16 protein-coding genes are annotated in these 13,981 nt (G+C 69.7%); 8 read left to right on the plus strand and 8 right to left on the minus strand.

Translation table 11 applies throughout. From position 1 onward, the window contains the following. Positions 1–13: 13 nt before the first annotated feature. Both BMW78_RS02655 and BMW78_RS02660 read left to right on the plus strand, forming a co-directional pair. Entirely contained in the window at positions 14–550 is a 537-nt protein-coding gene (locus tag BMW78_RS02655) for a SigE family RNA polymerase sigma factor (protein ID WP_091756073.1), read from the plus strand. Beyond that, on the plus strand, positions 543–1,790 hold the full coding sequence (locus BMW78_RS02660) for a hypothetical protein (protein WP_091756075.1): 1,248 nt from the start codon (positions 543–545) through the stop codon (positions 1,788–1,790). The genes BMW78_RS02655 and BMW78_RS02660 overlap by 8 nt, the downstream gene beginning before the upstream one ends. 15 nt (positions 1,791–1,805) lie before the next feature. On the opposite strand, the gene BMW78_RS02665 is transcribed toward BMW78_RS02660, so the two are convergent. Further along, a complete protein-coding gene (locus BMW78_RS02665; protein ID WP_091756077.1) occupies positions 1,806–2,348 on the minus strand; it encodes a MaoC family dehydratase in 543 nt (180 codons plus the stop codon). Positions 2,349–2,554: 206 nt separating this feature from the next. Here BMW78_RS02665 and BMW78_RS02670 point away from each other — a divergent pair, with 206 nt between their 5' ends. Continuing rightward, complete coding sequence (locus BMW78_RS02670) at positions 2,555–4,057, plus strand: aminopeptidase P family protein (protein WP_091756078.1); 1,503 nt, start codon at positions 2,555–2,557, stop codon at positions 4,055–4,057. Positions 4,058–4,157: 100 nt separating this feature from the next. On the opposite strand, the gene BMW78_RS02675 is transcribed toward BMW78_RS02670, so the two are convergent. The 4 genes from BMW78_RS02675 to BMW78_RS02685 form a co-directional block, all read right to left on the minus strand. Beyond that, on the minus strand, positions 4,158–4,892 hold the full coding sequence (locus tag BMW78_RS02675; RefSeq protein WP_091756088.1) for a PIG-L deacetylase family protein: 735 nt from the start codon (positions 4,890–4,892) through the stop codon (positions 4,158–4,160). A gap of 44 nt (positions 4,893–4,936) precedes the next feature. After that, positions 4,937–5,068, minus strand: a complete 132-nt coding sequence (locus BMW78_RS21305) for a hypothetical protein (RefSeq protein ID WP_281247053.1) — start codon at positions 5,066–5,068, stop codon at positions 4,937–4,939. Between the two features lie 359 nt (positions 5,069–5,427). Then, entirely contained in the window at positions 5,428–5,706 is a 279-nt protein-coding gene (locus tag BMW78_RS02680) for a Smr/MutS family protein (RefSeq protein ID WP_218144198.1), read from the minus strand. Positions 5,707–5,856: 150 nt separating this feature from the next. After that, the gene (locus BMW78_RS02685; RefSeq protein ID WP_091756090.1) at positions 5,857–6,177 is read right to left on the minus strand and encodes a hypothetical protein; all 321 of its coding nucleotides are present in this window, start codon (positions 6,175–6,177) and stop codon (positions 5,857–5,859) included. A gap of 147 nt (positions 6,178–6,324) precedes the next feature. Here BMW78_RS02685 and BMW78_RS02690 point away from each other — a divergent pair, with 147 nt between their 5' ends. The 3 genes from BMW78_RS02690 (at position 6,325) to mraY (ending at position 9,025) form a co-directional block, all read left to right on the plus strand. Then, positions 6,325–7,029: a 4a-hydroxytetrahydrobiopterin dehydratase gene (locus tag BMW78_RS02690; RefSeq protein WP_091756092.1), complete on the plus strand. Its 705-nt coding sequence runs from the start codon at positions 6,325–6,327 to the stop codon at positions 7,027–7,029. A 271-nt stretch (positions 7,030–7,300) separates the two neighbouring features. After that, a complete protein-coding gene (locus BMW78_RS02695; protein WP_091756094.1) occupies positions 7,301–7,567 on the plus strand; it encodes a hypothetical protein in 267 nt (88 codons plus the stop codon). A gap of 345 nt (positions 7,568–7,912) precedes the next feature. Next, the gene (gene mraY / locus BMW78_RS02700) at positions 7,913–9,025 is read left to right on the plus strand and encodes a phospho-N-acetylmuramoyl-pentapeptide-transferase (RefSeq protein WP_091756096.1); all 1,113 of its coding nucleotides are present in this window, start codon (positions 7,913–7,915) and stop codon (positions 9,023–9,025) included. Between the two features lie 85 nt (positions 9,026–9,110). Here mraY and BMW78_RS02705 read toward each other — a convergent pair whose 3' ends face one another. Then, entirely contained in the window at positions 9,111–9,803 is a 693-nt protein-coding gene (locus BMW78_RS02705; protein ID WP_091756098.1) for a YflT domain-containing protein, read from the minus strand. 117 nt (positions 9,804–9,920) lie between these two features. Beyond that, entirely contained in the window at positions 9,921–11,123 is a 1,203-nt protein-coding gene (locus BMW78_RS02710; RefSeq protein WP_091756099.1) for an acyl-CoA dehydrogenase family protein, read from the minus strand. Positions 11,124–11,504: 381 nt separating this feature from the next. Between BMW78_RS02710 and BMW78_RS02715 the strand changes: the two genes are divergently transcribed. Continuing rightward, entirely contained in the window at positions 11,505–12,344 is an 840-nt protein-coding gene (locus BMW78_RS02715; RefSeq protein WP_218144199.1) for a serine protein kinase RIO, read from the plus strand. Positions 12,345–12,386: 42 nt separating this feature from the next. Next, on the plus strand, positions 12,387–13,178 hold the full coding sequence (locus tag BMW78_RS02720; protein ID WP_091756101.1) for an alpha/beta hydrolase: 792 nt from the start codon (positions 12,387–12,389) through the stop codon (positions 13,176–13,178). On the opposite strand, the gene BMW78_RS02725 is transcribed toward BMW78_RS02720, so the two are convergent. Further along, entirely contained in the window at positions 13,172–13,864 is a 693-nt protein-coding gene (locus BMW78_RS02725) for a L,D-transpeptidase family protein (RefSeq protein WP_091756103.1), read from the minus strand. The two genes, BMW78_RS02720 and BMW78_RS02725, sit on opposite strands and share 7 nt — an antisense overlap. Between the last annotated feature and the right edge of the window lie 117 nt (positions 13,865–13,981).

Below are 13,981 nucleotides of genomic sequence, written 5' to 3' on the forward strand. Positions count from 1 at the left end.
ACGAGGGGGAGGCATGAGCAGGCAACGGGATCTCGACGAGGAGTTCGCCGAGTTCGCCCGGGGCGCGGCACCACGGCTGCTGAAAGCCGCGTGGCTGATCTGTGGCGACCCCCACCAGGCCGAGGACCTCGTGCAGTCGGTGATGGTCAAGGTCTACCTGAAGTGGTCGCGACTGCGGGAGGGCAGCCCGTTGGCGTACGCCCGCCGGTGCCTGGTCACCACCCACATCGACACCCACCGTCGCACTGGCCGCGAGACCGCGGTTGCCGAGACCCCCGAGCTCGGCAGCTGGGACCGCAGCTGGGACGACACCGATGAGGTGGTGCGGCTGCTCGCCACGCTGCCCCTGAGGGAGCGGCAGGTCGTCGTCATGCGCCACTACGCGGGCCTCCCCGAGGCCCATGTCGCCGAGCTGCTCGGGATCAGCGTCGGCACCGTCAAGAGCAGCGCCTCGCGCGGCCTCACCAGGCTGCGCCAGGCACTCCACCCGACCGTCGACGTCCCTGAGGACGCCAGGTCGGCCGAGGTCCGGGAGGGCAACCATGTCTGACACGCACGAGCTCGACGAGCTGCTGCAGCGGGCCACCGCCCCGCACATGCACTTCGACCCAGCTGCCGCCATCGCCACCGGCCGGCGAGTGCGCCGCCGGCGCAGGATCGCGACGGCCGGCGGGGCGCTGGCCGCCGTCACCGCCGTCGGCATCGCGGTCACCGCTGCCGTACCGGGTTCGGCCCCCCTGCTGCCGGCGGGACCGTCCAAGACGTCGACCGCCTCACCGAAGCCGACCGGGTCAGCCGGCCCGTCGGCCACCCAGCGCTGCTTCCCCTCCGACGCCGAGCGCGGCACCGCATGGGCCGGCGGGAGCGCCAAGGGCAGCCAGCGTGGCGGCAAGGTCGTCGTGGAGGCGACCGTGCGTGAGGGCTGCGGTGAGGACGTCGTCGGAGTGGGTGACCTGGGCGGCGACGCCCAGGTCACGGTCATGTTCAAGGCAGCGCCGACGTCCGCTCAGTGGGTGGTGGCGGATGCTGCGGTGCTGTTCCTGCCTAAGGGCCAGCGTCCGTGCGGGTACTCCTTCGGCACCGACCTGCCTGCGCCCACCACGCTTCCTCAGGCCAACGGCTGGGACCTCGTCATCCAGCCGGTGCCGAGCAAGCTGCTCAGGAAGGCTGCCGCGACGGGCACCGTCGACCTCTGCGAAGGCTCGACCCCGGTCACTCGGGGGCTGAAGCAGATCGGCTGGAACGGGCCGGGAACGCAGTGGTACGAGGACCACAAGCGCAACGCCGCGACCCAGGGCTCGGGCACGGCGACGACCGGCTGCGATCTCGACACCCTGGTCGGTTCCACCGTGCCCGGCGCGGTGCAGTGGGTCGACGAGACGCTGACCATTCCCGGCGCCGGACGCCTCACGGTCGACGCCCAGACGCACCCCGGCTGCACCGGTGACGGGCACACGAGCTCGTGGGACCCGACGCAGCGCGCCGCCCGCCTCGAGGTGGACGTGCCGGCCGTGCCGACCAAGGGTTTCTGGGACACGGTCTGGATGGGCGGCGACGCCCCCACCGGTGTCTTCCTCGTCCCGCCGGGTCAGTCGCTGTGCGACATCGACTTCTCGCGCTCGGGGCTGAAGGCAACGCCGAAGCTGTCTGCACCACAACGGGTCTCGCTGCGCGATGGGTGGACCCTGGTCGCGCAGCCGCTGCCCCGGGTGGACAACATGCAGACGCTCAGTGCGAGCTTCTGCACCGGCAAGGAGGTCACGACGACCGGAGTGACCCCCTCCTCCTGACGTCGACGGTGTCGGCTACGACGTCGACGGCGCCCGGTCCCCCGGCCAGTTCTTGTCCGGCTGGGGGGCCGGGCGTCCGGGCTGCTCGCCGCCGCGAGCGTCGAGATAGCTCTGCTTCGGCACCATGACCTTGCGCCGGAAGATGCAGACGACCTTGCCGTCCTGGTTGTAGCCGACGGTCTCGACGTGGACGACGCCCCGGTCGTCCTTGCTCGTCGACTCCCGCTTGTCGAGCACGGTCGTCTCGCCGTAGATGGTGTCGCCGTGGAAGGTCGGGGCGACGTGGCGCAGTGACTCGACCTCGAGGTTGGCGATGGCCTTGCCGGACACGTCCGGGACGCTCATGCCGAGCAGCAGCGAGTAGACGTAGTTCCCGACGACCACGTTCTTCCCGAACTGCGTGGCCTCCTCGGCGTAGTGGGAGTCGAGGTGCAGCGGGTGGTGGTTCATGGTGATGAGGCAGAAGAGGTGGTCGTCGTACTCCGTGACCGTCTTCCCGGGCCAGTGCTTGTAGACCGCACCGACCTCGAACTCCTCGTACGTACGCCCGAACTGCATTCCGACTCCTTTGTGCGGGACCGCTCACCCAAGCGGGGTGGCTAGTGCGGCTGGCTGGGCCCATCCTGCCGACTGGCCCCGCGGAGCGGCACCCGCACCGGCCGTGCGCTCCCTCACACTGGCGCGCAGGCGGCCTCTCCCAGCGAGGGTGAGGCGACGTCACCGGCTGCGCCCACGCGGCATGCGGCTCGTGCGAACATGGGCCCGTGACCAGCGAAGAGCAGAAGCAGGCAGAGAACCGGGCCCGTCCCACCACCGACGAGTTCCGCGCCTTCGTGGCGGAGGACTGGGCTCCGCGACAGCCGGGCGCCACCGCCCTGTCCGAGGCCGCGCCGTATGCCGCCGAGCGCCGGGCCCGCGTCAGCGAGGCCTTCCCGGGCGAACGGCTCATCGTGCCCGCCGGCGGGCTGAAGGTGCGCAGCAACGACACCGACTACGTCTTCCGGCCGCACAGCGCGTTCGCCCACCTCACCGGCCTGGGCGGCGACCGCGAGCCCGACGCCGTGCTGGTCCTCGAGCCGCGCGACGCCGAGCACGGCGGCGGCCACGAGGCGGTCCTGTACTTCCGTCCGCTCGCCGGCCGCGACTCCGACGAGTTCTTCGCCGACACCCGCTACGGCGAGTTCTGGGTCGGCGCCCGTCCGACCGTCGAGGACGTCGAGACCGAGCTCGGGCTGACCGCCCGCCACATCGGCGAGTTCGCCGACGCCGCAGCCAAGGACGCCGGTGAGGTCACCGTGCGCCTGGTCCGCGACGCCGACCGCGACCTGACCCGCCAGCTCGACGCGGCCCGCACCACCGAGGGCGCCGAGGCCGCGACGCTGGAGGAGGCCGACGACGAGCTCGCGCAGTTCCTCTCCACGCTGCGCCTGACCAAGGACGAGTGGGAGGTCGGCGAGATGCGCAAGGCCGTCGCTGCCACCCACGTCGGCTTCGAGGCGGTCATCGCCGACCTGCCCGAGGCCGTCGCCCGCGGCCGCGGTGAGCGCTGGGTCGAGGGCATCTTCGGGCTGCACGCCCGCCACCAGGGCAACGGCGTCGGCTATGACTCGATCTGCGCGGCCGGCGACCACGCCACGACGCTGCACTGGATCAAGAACACCGGCGACCTCAAGGACGGCGACCTCATCCTGCTCGACGCGGGTGTCGAGGTCGACTCGCTCTTCACCGCCGACATCACCCGCACGCTTCCGGCGAACGGCACCTTCTCCGACGCCCAGCGCGAGATCTACGACGCCGTGTATGCCGCGCAGGAGGCCGGCATGGCGGCGGTCAAGCCGGGCAACAAGTTCTCCGACGTGCACGCCGCCGCCATCCGGGTCATCGCCGAGTACCTCCACCGGTGGGGCCTGCTGCCCGAGGGCGTCGACGTCGAGGGCACCCTCGACAAGGACCACGGCCAGTACCACCGCCGCTGGATGGTGCACGGCACCTCGCACCACCTCGGCATCGACGTGCACGACTGCGCGCTCGCCACCCGTGAGCAGTACATGGACGCCGAGCTGCGGCCCGGCATGATCCTCACCGTGGAGCCCGGGCTCTACTTCAAGGCCGACGACCTGAAGGCCCCGGAGCGGTTCCGCGGCATCGGGGTGCGCATCGAGGACGACGTGCTCGTCACCGATGACGGCTTCGACAACCTCTCGGCCGCGATGCCGCGCACCTCCACCGACGTCGAGGCGTGGATCGCCCGCATCTGGAACCGCTGACCGTTACGCCGAGGTGGACCTCAGCCCCGCTCACGCACGGCGTGCCGCGGGGCTGAGGTTCACCTCCGCGAAGGGACAGGGCGAAGGGAAATCCTGAGGCTCAGCGGCGCTGGACCACGTCGAGCAGCAGCGCGTGCTCGACCCCGGCCGCCTCGCCACCTCCGCCGAGCACCATCTGGATGATGTCGCGAGGCGCGGGGAAGTCGGGCCCGAGCGCGGCGTTGTACTCCCGGTGCGCCTCCAGCGAGGCGACCGCGGCCTCGAAGTGACCCGCCAGGTCGACGTAGTGCGTCGGCTGCGGTGAGCCGGCGAAGCCCACGAGCTTGACCCCCGCCCACGGCTCGAACCCCTCGGCGGAGAGCTCGGGGAAGATCCACCGGTTGCCGGCATCGGCGCAGGCGTCGAGCGTCGCCAGCCCCACCGCGCGGTGGTCGGCCTGGTTGGGCGCCCCACCGCCGAAGCGGTCGTGGTAGTCGCCGGTGACGACCAGCTCCGGCCGGCGCCGGCGGATCTCCCGCGCGATGTCCCTGCGCAGGCCCAAGCCGTACTCGACGTGGCCGTCGCGGTAGTCCGCGAAGTCGACCTCGGTCACCCCGACCGTGGCCGCGCCGTCACGCTCCTCCTGCTCGCGCAGCGGCCCCGCCGTCGCCGGCTGCATCGTGTCGATGCCGGCCTCCCCGCGGGTCAGGAGGAAGTAGGTCACTGTCTTCCCGGCCTTGGTCCAGCGGTCCACCGCTGCCGACGTGCCGTACTCGAGGTCGTCCGGGTGGGCGACCACGCACAGGACCCGCGTGAAGTCGTCGGGGAGCTCGTCGAGCTCAGGTCGCTCGGTCATCCATCCACGGTATGCCGCGGGGCCGGCCGCACGGGCCGGTTCGGTCAGCCCGAGGTCAGCCAGATGAGCAGGCTGGGTACGCCAGTCCCGATGAAGCCCACGAGGGCACAGAGAGCTGCGATCGAGCGCCACGCGACGCGTTGGTCGCGTACGAGGCCGACCGTTCCCGTCACCATGCCAGCCAGGCACAGCAACACCCACGTGACCCCGGGCAGTGGCCCCAGATCTCCGCGCCAGAGGCCAACTGACACGGCCACGGCGATGAGCAGCGCAGCGGATGGCCAGACACTTGGGCACCCTTGGGGAGCCCCAGCCGAAGGCGGACGACCCGATGACAGCAGGCCAGTGTCCGGCACGGCAGCCTCCGAGAGCATGAGAGGGGCACTTCGTCGTGCCCATCGTGGTCCAGTCCGAGCGGTTCGGTGTCGGCTTCTCGGTAATCCAGTACGTGGACGCCAGCGCATCTCCCCCACCCGTCGGATTACAGCGGTACGACGGCTGACCAGGCGCCATGAGTGCCGGGTGCCAATGACAACTACTTCCAGCGGAAATGGACGAATATCCGACCGAAGTTGTCCGAGTCCTTCTCGACTCGGTGGTAGAGCGCCTTGATGTCTTTGCGATCGAGGAAGCGCAGGACACGTTTCTTCAGCTGCCCCGAGCCCTTGCCGGGGATGATTTCGACCAGCGGAGCCTTCTTGGCCACGGCTTCGTCGATGATGGCGCGAAGAGCACGCTCGATCTCATCCCCGCGGTTGTAGATGTCGTGCAGATCGAGCTTCAGCTTCACCAGGTCAGCCTGCGGCACGGTCACGAAGGATGCAGGGTGAATCGAGGAGGAGCAGGAATCTGCTGTGCGATGCGAATCGCGGTGTGGCAGGCCCAAGCGTTGTGTCTGTGACCGTCATGGGGCTGGCAAGCATCGCCGCAAGGTGGGTCTCTGTCTGCGGCACGCAGCGGACACCTATCCGTGCTCACGACCGGGTAGGACCTCACCGCGCAAGAAGGCTTCGTAGGCGCCACGGGCTTCATCGTCGAGGGTTGGCTGCACGTTGCTGTACCGGGTGTCGCGCCGATCGCGATGCGGGCCCGAAAGCCAGTACTCCTCATCGGTCTCGACGTCGAAGAAGTTGGCGTCGAACATGCCGCTGGCGCGCCGCAGAGTCTTGCCGTGCCACCGTGCGGACTTCCATGTTCGGTTGAAGCGCACGACGCTGATCCAGGCGGGGCCCTGGTCAATGTCGTGTCCGGTCTTCAGCTGGACGAACATCACGCGATCAGGCATGAGCCCAAGACTGACTGATGGTCCACGGCGACGAGGAGCATTTCCTCACCAACACGATCACTCCGTCCGCGGCATGTGCGGTCGTGCCCTCACGGCATGGTCGTTGTGCCAGCGTTGCGGGCTGAACCGGGGATAGGGTCCGCGTGCATGGACATGCTGAGGGGGAAACAGATCGCGGAGGCCAACCTGCCTGACTGGCGCAAGCTGGCCCAGGGACTGCATGCGCGTTACCTGGTCGACGACTTCGGCGCCGCCGTGCGGTTCGTCGCCGCGGTGGGCGAGGCGGGCGACGCGCTGGGACACCACCCGCGCGTTTCGATCGGCAAGGGGTACGTCGACCTCGAGCTGGTCACCGACGACGCCATCTACCGCGACGACGACGGCGCCGAACACGTCGTCGAATGGGTGACCCAGCAGGACGTCGACCTCGCGCGACGGATCACTGAGATCGCCGCCGACCACAAGGTCGACGCCGACCCCTCCTCGGTCAGCGAGATCGAGCTCGGCCTCGACACGGCACGCTCCGCGACCATCGCACCCGTGTGGGCCGCACTGCTGACCGGGAGCGCCGAGTCCCAGGGCCGGGGGACCGCCAGCGACGAGATCCGGGACGCCACGGGACGGGTACCGAACCTGTGGTTCGCGGACGCCGACGAGGGCGGCGCATCCGGTCCGCGGTTCCACATCGAGGTCTACGTGGCTCCCGAGGTGGCCGGGCAACGGATCGCCGCCGCCGTCGCCGCAGGTGGGACCGTCGTCGATGACAGCGACGCGCCCTCGCTCACCGTGATCGCCGACCAGGACGGCAACAAGGGGGTCGTCTGCGTCGACATGTCCGCTGCGACGCAATGAATCGCCGAGTCCGTCATGAGAGGCCGTCTGGGTCGTAGGCAACTCGGCGGCGAGATGACGCACACACGAACCGCGGCATGAGCGGACATCGTTCGGGGGTTCTGTCTGCTCATTGCCTTCGAGCCCCAGCAGCCGTAGCCACACGTCGAACGGGGCGTCAGGGTCTGGTTCTGACGGACGGTGTTGATGCCCCCGTGCCCGGAGCAGACTTGCCTCTCGGAAGCGTCGGCATCCCGCCCGGCCCTCCCGGACGTCCCGAAGGAGACTCGCCGTGCCGAAGATGGTCATCACACACGCAGTCGTCGACATCGACCGCTGGCTCCAGGGCAAGGCCGAGCGGGCGGAGATCATCAGCAAGTACGCCACGAACGTGACGGACCACGTGGCAGCGGATGGCAGCAACCACGTCGCCATCACCGCCGACATCCACGACATGGAGGGCTTGCAGGAGCTGATGGCCTCGCCCTCGGCCGAAGACAGCGCCGCAGAGGAGCGCCACGGCGTCATCCAGCCCATAACGGCCTACATCGAGAAGTAGGTCCGGGAGGCCGGCCTTCGGTTCGTCCCAGGGCGCCGCATTGCGGCGGATCTGGAGCAGGCCCTCGTGGCCATCAAGACCCTGAACGGAGCCGCCACGAGCTCACCGACAGGGGCGTACACACCTGTCACGGTGGCCTGCTCGACGGCGGCCGCCTGTGCTTACGACTCTCCGCGGGCGCGGCGAGTTCCGAGCCTCCGCGGGCGTCCCCTAGGTTGGGGGACCGCTAAGGGGGTCAGCGTCGCCGTCGAGCTCGTCGCGGGCAGCGCGCGCCCCTGACCGATGTCGTTGATCGCTCGGACGGTGGGAGACCATGCCCACGACGGGGCGCACAGGGGGGTCTGAATGGTTAACGTCCTGCTGGCCGGCGGGATCTCGATGGTGTTGTCCTTGCTCGGGACGCCACTGTTCGTGCGGTTCCTGGTGCGACGCGGCTACGGCCAGTTCATCCGGGACGACCTCACCCAGCACCACTACAAGCGGGGAAAGCCCACCATGGGTGGCGCCGTCATCATCGGTGCCGCTCTCGCCGGCTACTTCGGCTCGCACCTGGCCCTGATGGCGGTGAGCGCCAGTGGCACTGTTGCGGTGGTGCCTGGCCGGGTCACCCTGAGCGCCCTCCTGGTTCTGCTCCTGCTGGTCGGGATGGGGCTCGTCGGTTTCCTGGACGACTACATCAAGGTCTCGAGGGCGCGCAGCTTGGGGCTCACCTCCAAGCAGAAGCTCATCGGCCAGACCCTGGTGACGGTGGTCTTTGCTGTGCCCGCGCTGCTGGCGGTCGACGCGAACGGGCGTGCACCGGCATCGGCGGCCATCTCGATCGTCAGGGACACGGCCATCGACCTCGCTGCCGCCGGTCCGGTCCTCGGTGTCCTCTTGTTCGTCCTGTGGGCGAACCTTCTGGTCGCAGGGGCATCGAACGGCGTCAACATTTCCGACGGCTTGGATGGCCTCGCCACCGGTGCGTCGGTGATGGTTCTCGGTGCGTACACCGGAATCAGCCTGTGGCAGTACAACCAGAGCTGCGCAGCGGCGCCTGGGTCCGGCTGCTACGAGGTGCGCGACGCGCTCGACCTGGCCGTCGTCGCCTGCGCCATAGCGGGCGCCTGCTTCGGGTTCCTGTGGTGGAACGCCTCCCCTGCGAGCATCATCATGGGCGACACCGGATCGCTCTCCCTCGGCGCCGCCTTGGCAGGCATGGCGATCCTGACTCGCACCGAGCTGCTGCTGGCCGTGCTTGGTGGTCTCTTCGTCCTGATCACCCTGTCCGTGGTCATCCAGGTCGCCAGCTTCAAGCTGACCGGTAGGCGAGTCTTCAGGATGGCGCCGCTGCACCACCACTTCGAGCTCGTTGGATGGGACGAGATCACCATCGTCATCCGGTTCTGGCTCATCGCCGGGATCAGCGCCATCGCCGGGCTGGGTCTCTTCTACGCCGAGTGGGTCACCGAGTTCTGACGACACGGTGTGCCCGGCGCGCAGCCGTCAAGGGCGACACCTGTCAACCGTCGGCTCACCTCAGTCGGCGGCGGAGCCTGCGCGGTCAGACGTCAGCCGGCGGCTGGTGCGGGGGCTGCGACGACGAGGGCTGCTGCGACGACGAGGGCTGCGGTGAGGTCGGCGGCTGGGGCATCTCGCCCGCAGGAGAGGCCGACGGTGCGGTGGTCTGCGCCCTCTGCGCAGCGGCAGCAGCCGCAGCGGCATCCGCCTCCCGGGCGGCCCTGACCTCGGCCTGCGCCGCCGCCATCGGGTCCATCTCGGTGAGCAGCTCGCGCGCCCGCTGCACGTGCCGGTGCTCGACGAGCACCTCGTACTGGGTCGCGACCACCTGCGTGACGCTGGTGAAGTCGCGCTGGCCACCGGTGAACTGGTAGCCGATGAGCGCCCACATGAGCCCGAAGCCCGCGCCGAAGAGCACGGTGACCAGGACGGTGCCGAGGCCCGAGGCCTGGGGGTCGAACAGCGCGAAGATGAGGCCCACGAAGAGTCCGAGCCACATGCCCGAGAGGATGCCGCCGGCCGCGACACGGCCGCGGGTCAGGCGACCGGTGACCCGCTCGAGCTGCTTGAGGTCGGTGCCGACGATCAGCACGTTCTGCACCGGGAACTCGTGGTCCGAGAGGTAGTCGACCGCCTTCTGCGCGTCCTCGTAGCGGTCGTACCGGCCCACGCTCATCGGGTACTCCAGCGTCAGGCTGGCCCGGGACCGTGACAGGGCATTCGGCTGCGTGCTCATGCCCTCAGTGTGTCAAAGCACGCTGGATGTTTCCTGCATGCCGCGACCAACATCACTTAGCACTGCGGCGCGTCTGTCTGCGCCGAGGAAGTGGGCCAGGCGGCGTGCTGAGCCACATCAGCCCCTGAGCTTGTAGTCCTCGAGGAGCCGGCGGCCGATGATCATCCGCTGGATGTCGGCGGTCCCCTCGCCGATCAGCAGCATCGGAGCCTCCCGGTAGAGCCGCTCGATCTCGTACTCCTTGGAGTACCCGTAGCCGCCATGGATCCGGAACGAGTCCTCGACGACCTGCGAGCAGTATTCGGACGCAAGGTATTTCGCCATACCGGCCTCGAGGTCGTTGCGCTCCCCCGAGTCCTTCTTGCGGGCGGCCTTCACCATCATCTCGTGGGCCGCCTCCACCTTCACGGCCATGTCGGCGAGGCGGAACAGCACGGCCTGGTGCTCGGCGATCTTCTTGCCGAACGTCTCGCGCTGCTGGGCGTACGAGACACCGAGCTCGAACGCCCGGCGGGCCACGCCACAGCCGCGGGCGGCGACGTTGACGCGGCCGACCTCGACCCCGTCCATCATCTGGTAGAAGCCCTTGCCCGGCTCACCGCCGAGGATCTGCGCCGACGTCGTCCGGTGGCCCTCGAAGACCAGCTCGGTGGTGTCGACGCCCTTGTAGCCCATCTTGTCGATCTTGCCCGGCACCGTGACGCCCTGGGCGGTCTCGCCGAAGCCCTCGGTCTTGTCGATGAGGAAGGTGGTCATGTTCTTGTAGACCGAGTCGGCGCCGGTGTCGGTCTTGACCAGCACCGCGACGAGGTTCGCCGAGCCGCCGTTGGTGAGCCACATCTTCTGGCCGTTGATGGTCCAGTTGTCGCTGTCGCCGTCGCGGACGGCCTTGGTCTTGATGGCCGACACGTCCGAGCCGCACCCGGGCTCGGACATCGAGAACGCGCCGCGGATCTCACCGGTGGCCATCTTCGGCAGGTAGTGCTGCTTCTGCTCGTCCGTGCCGTGCTGGAGGATCATGTAGGCCACGATGAAGTGGGTGTTGATGATGCCGCTGACCGACATCCAGCCGCGCGCGATCTCCTCCACGCACAGCGCATAGGTCAGCAGCGACTCCCCCAGGCCGCCGTACTCCTCGGGGATCATCAGGCCGAAGATCCCCATCTCCTTCATGCCCTCGACGATCTGCGTCGGGTACTCGTCCTTGTGCTCCAGCTCGGTGGCCACCGGGATGATCTGCTCGTCGACGAACTCCCGCACCAGCTTGATCAGCTCGTGCTGCTCCTCGGTCAGGCCTTCGGTCTGCTGCAGTCGGGACATGCGCGTTCGCCACCTTGCGTCGCGTGGATAAGGACCTGCCGCGAGTATGCCGAGTGGTCACCACAGCCGACAGCGCTGGGCCGTGTGAGTCCCACCACCCCGGTCGTTTATCGGGTCACCCGATAAACGACCGCTTCACCCGACGTGCCACGCCGGGTTGAGTGCACCTTTATCGGGTGACCCGACAAAGGTGCAGGGCGGAAAACGGGTGGCGGTGCGGCGCCGAGCCCTGCCACGCTGGGACCCAGCCGCACGGCATACCTGCTGTGCACCGACTCCATCTCGGACACCGGTCCGATTCGGAAGAAGGGAGGCGTGACATGTCCACGACTGTCTCGGGCCTCACCCGCGCCCACACCCTTCTCACCATGGAGTTCCGTCTTGCACGCATTCTCGGAGGACGCACAGTTCTCGTTCGACAGCCTTCCCGACGCGCCGCCTGAGGGCGAGCGCTGGTCGACCTGGGACGGCGCCACCCACGGGCCGAAACCGCGGCCCGACTGGGTCATCACCGCGCTCGGAGCCGTCGAGTCCGACCTCGGGATCCTCAAGACCGGCAAGGAGGCCGACGTCCACGTCGTCCGCCGGTGGGTCCCGGACGGCACCGACAGCCCTGAGCACGACACCCTGCTCGCCGCCAAGCGCTACCGCACCAGCGAGCACCGCATGTTCCACCGCGACGCCGGCTACCAGGAAGGTCGCCGGGTCCGCCGCAGCCGGGAGATGCGCGCCATGGCCCGCCGCACCGAGTTCGGCCGCGAGCTGCTCTCGGGGCAGTGGGCGTTCGCGGAGTTCGAGGCACTCGGCGCACTGTGGGAGATGGGCCTCCCGGTCCCCTACCCGGTGCAGCTGAACGACCGCGAGATGCTCATGGAGTTCATCGGCGACGACGGGCAGGCAGCCCCACGGCTGGCGCAGACCCGGCCGGCCCCGGACCTGCTCGCCCCTCTCTTCGAACAGCTCCGCGACGCCCTCACCGTGCTCGCCCAGCACGGCTGGGCGCACGGCGACCTCTCGCCCTACAACGTGCTCCTCGACGGCGACCGGTTGGTGCTCATCGACTGGCCGCAGATCGTCGACGTCATCGGCAACCCCCGCGGCTTCGAGTTCCTCGAACGCGACGTCGCGAACATGTGCCGATGGTTCCGCGGTCGCGGGCTCGAGGTCGACGAGGGCGAGCTGCTCGGAGACCTCGTCGCCGCCGCCACCTCGCGCTGGTGACAGTTCCCGGTGCCGGGGACCCGGTGTCCCTAGGGTGGCGGCATGGCTTCCGTGACCCGCCGCAGCGTCATCGGCGCTGCGCTGGGCGCGGGGGCCGTCGCCGCCCTCGCCGGCTGCGGTGACCCGGTGGTGTGGCGGTCGGGGCGCCTGGACAGCGACCACTGGCCCGGTCACCGGCCACGGTGGCGGCTCGCCCTGCCCAAGGGGTCGAAGGCACCGCCCCTCGTCGTGGTGTTGCACGGCCGGGGCGGCAACGCCGACGCGGCCTTCGACGACCTGCGCCTGCAGGACCACGTGACCCGCACCGGCCTGGCGGTCGCGTCCGTCGACGGCGGTGACCTCTACTGGCACGCGCGCCGTTCGGGTGCAGACCCGGGCGCCATGGTCACCGACGACCTCCTGCCGCTCCTGCGCGACGAGAGCGGGTATGCCGGTCCCCTCGCCTTCCTGGGGTGGTCGATGGGCGGCTACGGCTCGCTGCTGCTCGCGAGCGCTCTCGGGCCACGGGTGGTGGGCGCCGTGGTGGCCGAGTCGGCGGCACTGTGGACCGAGCCGGGAGCCAGCGCACCAGGCGCGTTCGACGACCGCGAGGACTTCCGGGCCCACGACGTCTTCGCGACCTCGCGCACCCGGGTGCTGGCGCGCATCCCGGTGCGGCTCGACTGCGGCGACACCGACCCCTTCGTCGCGGCCAACCGCGCCTTCGCCCGCCGGCTGCCGTCCGCCCACCTGACCGTCGACAAGGGCGGTCACAACACCGACTACTGGCGTGGTCACGCCGCAGCCCAGCTGGACTGGGTGGCCGCCAGGCTGCGGGACGGTCGGGGTCAGTAGACCGTGACGCGCCGGCCGATCGGCACCCTGCCCGAGCTCCACAGCATGTTCATCGCGCTGATGCTCAGCCGGACGCAACCGTGTGAGGCCGGATAGGCCGGCACCGAGCCGTACCCGTGCAGCGCGATGCCGCCGTTGAAGTAGGCCGGCCGCCACAGCGCCCCGAGCGGCCCGTCGTCCCAGCCGTTGACCTTGCGGTAGACGCGGAAGGAGCCCGACGGCGTGACCGCGACGTGCCAGGCACCGCGGCTGTAGTACCGCTGTCCCGAACCGGTGCTCGTGTTGAGCGTCATGGCGAGCCGGCCGTCCACGACGTGGATGCAGAGCTGGCGGGTCTTGTCGACCTCGAACCAGGTGCCCGTGCGGGTGCGCACGTTCGGCCGGACCCCGGCGCTGAGCCTGCTCCACGTCGCGGGGCCGACGACGCCGTCACGGCTGATGCCCGCGGTCTTCTGGAGGGCCAGGACCGCCTGCTCGGTGAGCCCGCCGAACGAACCGTCAACCGTCCCGCACCAGTACCGCAGGTAGCTCAGCCGCGACTGCAGCGTGCGGACCGCCGAACCGGTGCTCCCTCGCCGCAGCGTCGGGTATGCCGCGAGCGCAGGACCCGGGGTGGCCAAGGTCAGCGCGCCGGCACCTGCCGTGGCGACGGCCGCCTGGAGGGCGGTGCGTCTGGTGATGTCCATGGCTCCCCCTTGTCCGGCTCTCAGCCAGGCGGGCGGAGAGCCCCACCGTCATGCGCGACGGACCACGGGCCGCCCTCAGGCGGCTCACCTCCGATCGTGCGCCGCCGCGTCGGCCGG

This window comes from Pedococcus cremeus (assembly GCF_900111375.1).
Classification (GTDB): domain Bacteria; phylum Actinomycetota; class Actinomycetes; order Actinomycetales; family Dermatophilaceae; genus Pedococcus_A; species Pedococcus_A cremeus.